The organism is Pseudomonas sp. DrBHI1, from assembly GCF_002205115.1.
GTDB lineage: Bacteria > Pseudomonadota > Gammaproteobacteria > Pseudomonadales > Pseudomonadaceae > Aquipseudomonas > Aquipseudomonas mosselii.
Genome location: NZ_NIBE01000102.1, coordinates 170,740 through 175,898, shown reverse-complemented (window position 1 = coordinate 175,898; position 5,159 = coordinate 170,740). Strand labels below are relative to the sequence as shown.

The following is a 5,159-nucleotide window of genomic DNA, read 5'->3' as shown; positions in this document are numbered from 1 at the left end:
CCCCGCCACGCCCTGCAGGAGCCTAGTCATGGCCGCCCCCGTCCTTCCGCCCTTCCCTCTCCGCCTCGGCAGTGCTGCCGCGTTGCTAGGCCTGCTCGCACTCGGCGGCTGCCAGATGGGTGGTCACCAGGACAGTGTGCTGCCGACGACGGGCGTCCAACCGCTCAAGGGCCTGGCGCAGAACGTCTCGGTTCGGCGCAACGCGATGGGCGCGCCGCTGATCGAAAGCAGCAGCTTCCATGACGCGCTGTTCAGCCTGGGCTACCTGCACGCCGGGGATCGCATCGAGCAGATGGTCGCCATGCGCCTGCTGGCCCAGGGGCGCTTGGCCGAGCTGGCCGGGGCCGATGCCCTGGAGATTGATCGCCTGATGCGCGCCGCCAACCTCAAGCAGAGCGCCGGCCAGCTGTATGCCGATGCCTCGCCGCGCCTGAAGCGCTTCTTCGAGGTGTACGCCCGCGGGGTCAACGCCTACCTGTTCCGCTACCGCGACAAGCTGCCGGGCGAGCTCGCCCGCAGCGGCTACCGCCCGGAATACTGGAAGCCCGAGGACTCGGCACTGATCTTCAGCCTCTACGCCTTCAGCCAGTCGGTGAACCTGCAGGAGGAACTGTCGGCCCTGACCCTGGCGCAGAAGGTCGGTGCCGACAAACTCGCTTGGCTGCTGCCCGGCGCCCCCGACGAGCCACTGGCCGAGGGCGAGCTCGACAAACTCAAGGGCGTGAACCTGACCAGCCAACTGCCAGGGCTCGGCGCACTCACCGCCGCCGGCCAGCAACTGGCCGACCTCGGCCTGCTGGGCGCCCCCGGCTCGGCCAATTTGGCCCTGACGCCCCAGCGCAGCCGCAGCGGCAATAGCCTGCTGGCCAGCGACAGCCGCGCCGCCTGGGCACTGAGCCCGGTGCAGATCCATACCACCAAGTACCGGGTCGCCGGCCTGTCGCTGCCAGGCCTGCCGATCGTGCTGGCCGGCTACAACGGCAAGCTGGCCTGGAGCAGCAGCGCGGTGATGGCCGACAACCAGGACCTGTTCCTCGAGCAGGTACGCCGCCAGGGCAGCCAGCTGAGCTACCTCGCTGACGGCAAGTGGCAGCAGGCCCGCGCACGCAATGAAACCTTCTTCGTCCGCGGCCAGCGCCCGCAGCGCGAGGTCATGTACGACACCCGCCATGGCACCCTGCTGCCAGGCCATGGCAGCCTGGCCCTGGCCCTGCACCTACCGCAGCTCAAGGAAGATCGCAGCCTCGACGCGCTGTTCGACCTGACCCGCGCGCAGAACATCGAGCGCGCCTTCGACAGCACCCGCGAGGTCGCTGCGGCGGCGTTGAACTTCGTGTTCGCCGAGCCCCAGCACATCGGCTGGCAGGTCAGTGGCCGCTACCCCAACCGCCGAGAAGGCCAGGGCCTGCTGCCCTCGCCGGGCTGGGACGGGCGTTATGATTGGGACGGCTACGCCGACCCGATGCTGCACCCCTACGACCAGGATCCGCCCGCCGGCTTCATCGGTCACGCCAACCAGCGCAGCCTGCCCAAGGGCTATGGCATGCAGCTGTCGAGCAGTTGGTACTACCCCGAGCGTGCCGAGCGCATGGCCCAGTTGGCCGGCAACGGTCGTCACGACAGCCGCAGCCTGATGGCCCTGCAGAACGACCAGGTGACGCTGCTGGCCGACAAGCTCAAGCAGATGTTCGACGCGCCCGGCATGGCCCAGCCGCTCAAGCAGGCCATCGATGCCCTGCCCGCCGGGCAGCGCGACAAGGCCCGCGATGCCCTGGCCCGGCTCAAGGCCTTCGATGGCCGGCTGAGCCCGGTGTCGGCCGATGCCGCGCTGTATGAACTGTTCCTGCAGGCGGTCACCCGGCGGACCTTCCTCGACGAACTGGGCCCGGAATCCAGCCCGGCCTGGCAGGCCTTCGTCGGCAATGCCCAGCTCTCCTACTCCGCCCAGGTCGATCACCTGCTGGGGCGCGAGGACAGCCCGTTCTGGGATGATCGCGGCACGCCGCAGAAGGAAGACAAGCCGACCATCCTCGCCCGCAGCCTGGCCGCCGCGGTGGATGCCGGCACCGCCCAGCTCGGCGCGGATCGCCGTGCCTGGCAATGGGGCAAGCTGCACCAGTACCGTTGGCCGGCACCGACCTATCACGGCCTGGGCGACAAGCTCGACCGCGCGCCCCTGGCGGCGGGAGGCGACTTCAGCACCCTGGCCCTGACGCCTTATGCCTTGGGGAGCGGCTTCGACACTCAGTTGCCGGCCTCGGCGCGCATGATCGTCGACTTCGGCCAGGCCGAACCGCTGCAGGTACTGACTAGCAACGGCCTGTCCGGCAACCCGGCCAGCCGCCACTACAGCGACGGGCTCGATGCTTGGTTCAAAGGCCGTTTCAGCAGCCTGCCGCTGCAACCACAGAACTTTGCCCGGGCCTATGGCAACCAGCGGTTGACCCTGGTGCCTGGCAAGTAGCTCATTTGGCAGTCCGAGATCAAGCGTCGCGCTGGCGGCGCTCAATCTCATGGCCGATACCGAGTCATCGCCTGGCTCCCTTGCGCCCCGCGATCCGAATAGTGCGCCACTCCCGAAGTTATGCTTCTATCCTTGATCCCAGCCTTCGCCCTAAAACGCTGATATCAGGACCACCATGCACCAATCGACCCACGACCTGCTCTCCCCTGTCCCGGGTATCGCCCGCCAGCTGCACAGCTTCCACTTCGGCCCGCGTGGCGCCGGCAAGGTGTACATCCAGGCCTCGCTGCACGCCGACGAGCTACCGGGCATGCTGGTGGCCTGGCACCTGAAGCAGCGACTCGGGGAAATGGAGCAGCAGGGCCGCTTGCGCAAGGAGATCATCCTCGTACCGGTGGCCAACCCGGTGGGCCTGGAACAGGTGCTGCTGGACGCGCCGCTGGGCCGTTTCGAACTGCAAAGCGGTGAAAACTTCAACCGCAAGTTCGTCGACTTGTCCGACAGCATCGGTGACCAGATCGAAGGCCATCTCACCCAGGATCAGGCGCACAACCTGGCGCTGATTCGCGAATACCTGCGCCGGGGCCTGGAAGCCCACCCCGCGCACACGCCGCTGCAGTCGCAGCGCCTGACCCTGCAACGCCTGGCCTGCGACGCCGACATGGTCCTCGACCTGCACTGCGACTTCGAGGCGGTCGAGCATCTGTATACCACGCCGGAAGCCTGGCCCCAGGTCGAGCCGCTGGCCCGCTACCTGGGCGTGCAGGCCAGCCTGCTGGCCACCGACTCGGGTGGACAGTCGTTCGATGAGTGTTTCAGCCTGGTGTGGTGGCAACTGCAGCAGCGTTTCGCCAAACGCTTCCCGATCCCCCAGGGCAGTTTCTCGGTGACCATCGAGCTGCGCGGCCAGGCCGATGTCAGCCACCCCCTGGCGACCCGGGACTGCCAGGCGATCCTCGACTTCCTTACCCATGCCGGGATCATCGAGGGCCAGCCGGCCCCGCTGCCCGCATTGGTTCACCCGGCGACGCCGCTGGCGGCCGTGGAGCCGGTCATGACACCGCTTGGCGGGCTGCTGGTGTTCCACGCCGCGCCCGGCCAGTACCTGCAAGCCGGAGAGCTGATAGCCGAGGTCATCGACCCGCTCAACGACCGGGTCACCCCTCTGCGCAATACCCAGGCCGGCCTGCTCTACGCGCGCAGCATCAGGCGCATGGCCACGGCGGGCATGGTGGTTGCCCATGTGGCCGGCGCACAGGTTTGCCGCAGCGGCTATCTGCTGGGCAACTGAGACAAATCAGGCCACTGGGGCGGGAGGCGGCTCATCGGGCAGGGTCGGCTCGCCCGGCTCCCTCGGTGGGTGTTCACCTGGTTCTGGCGGCTGCGGTGTGTCGGGATCGGGCTGGTGCGGCACGCCACCGGCCTGCATCGGCAGTGGTGTGTGGATCGGCGGATGGGCCATCAGCGACCAGGCCAGCAATCCGATCTGGTTCGGCTGCAGGACGGCCAGCTTGGCACTGATTGCGGGGTCGATTTTCATAGGCGGCTCCTGACGAGGCCCGGCGCACGGCATGCGCGCCAGGACTTCTCGTTGGAGTGCCGGGCGCGGAAACAATTCCCGCGCTTTGTCGGCTCAGGTGCGTGGCAGGGTGACGCCGCGCTGGCCCTGGTACTTGCCACCACGGTCCTTGTACGACACTTCACATTCCTCGTCGGACTGCAGGAACAGCATCTGCGCCACGCCTTCGTTGGCGTAGATCTTCGCCGGCAGCGTGGTGGTGTTGGAGAACTCCAGGGTCACATGGCCTTCCCACTCGGGCTCAAGCGGCGTGACGTTGACGATGATGCCGCAACGGGCGTAGGTGCTTTTGCCCAGGCAGATGGTCAGCACGTCGCGCGGAATGCGGAAATACTCGACGGTGCGGGCCAGGGCGAAGGAGTTCGGCGGAATGATGCACACGTCACTCTTGATGTCGACGAAACTGCCGGCATCGAAGTTCTTCGGATCGACGGTGGCCGAGTTGATGTTGGTGAAGACTTTGAATTCGTCGGCGCAGCGTACGTCGTAGCCATAGCTGGAGACACCGAAGGAAATGACCCGGCTGTCCTGCTCGCCACGCACCTGGCGCTCGACGAACGGTTCGATCATGCCGTGTTCCTGCGCCATGCGGCGAATCCACTTGTCCGATTTGATGCTCATGGCGGGGGTGTCCTGAAGAGTGCGGGGTAAAAAACGAGAGGTGCATCTTACCGGTCCCAACGCCCAGGTTAAAGTTTCCTCGCCCTATCCCGCGCCGGACGGGGCCTGTACAGGCCGCCGATCCGAATTTCATCAAAGCGCTTCTTGGCCATTGGCAGGTTGTGGAAAGTGGGTTAAGGTGGCGCCACTGTGCTGCACGTGACACCGAGAATCTCTAGTTTGATGCACGATCCTGATCGGCCCATCGCTGAATTTTCTGCTCTCTTTGCGCTCAGTCCCGGTCAGGGTGTTTCCTGACCGTTATCAACTTTGTCCAAGGAGACAGAAAAATGTCCAACCGTCAATCCGGTGTTGTCAAGTGGTTCAACGATGAGAAGGGCTACGGCTTCATCACCCCTCAGTCGGGCGACGACCTGTTCGTGCACTTCAAAGCCATCCAAGCTGACGGCTTCAAAACCCTGAAAGAAGGCCAGGCTGTTACTTTCGTCGCTACCC

The 5,159-nt window shown here is 66.0% G+C and carries 5 protein-coding genes; 3 read left to right on the top strand and 2 right to left on the bottom strand.

Going from position 1 to position 5,159, the window contains the following annotated elements; all coding sequences use genetic code 11:
- Positions 1-28 precede the first annotated feature (28 nt).
- Positions 29-2,464 carry a penicillin acylase family protein gene (locus tag CC207_RS20815; protein ID WP_088852683.1) on the top strand — a complete coding sequence of 812 codons (2,436 nt, stop codon included), beginning with the start codon at positions 29-31 and terminating at the stop codon, positions 2,462-2,464.
- A gap of 175 nt (positions 2,465-2,639) precedes the next feature.
- A complete protein-coding gene (locus CC207_RS20810) occupies positions 2,640-3,755 on the top strand; it encodes a succinylglutamate desuccinylase/aspartoacylase family protein (RefSeq protein ID WP_088852682.1) in 1,116 nt (371 codons plus the stop codon).
- A 6-nt stretch (positions 3,756-3,761) separates the two neighbouring features.
- Here the strand turns inward: CC207_RS20810 and CC207_RS20805 are convergent, their stop codons facing one another.
- Both CC207_RS20805 and dcd read right to left on the bottom strand, forming a co-directional pair.
- Positions 3,762-4,004, bottom strand: a complete 243-nt coding sequence (locus CC207_RS20805) for a hypothetical protein (protein ID WP_028690065.1) — start codon at positions 4,002-4,004, stop codon at positions 3,762-3,764.
- Between the two features lie 93 nt (positions 4,005-4,097).
- Positions 4,098-4,664, bottom strand: a complete 567-nt coding sequence (gene dcd, locus CC207_RS20800) for a dCTP deaminase (protein ID WP_003258001.1) — start codon at positions 4,662-4,664, stop codon at positions 4,098-4,100.
- A 329-nt stretch (positions 4,665-4,993) separates the two neighbouring features.
- On the opposite strand from dcd, the gene CC207_RS20795 reads away from it, so the two are divergent.
- Positions 4,994-5,159: cold-shock protein (locus CC207_RS20795; RefSeq protein ID WP_088852681.1), on the top strand; the 166-nt coding region annotated here is incomplete at its 3' end.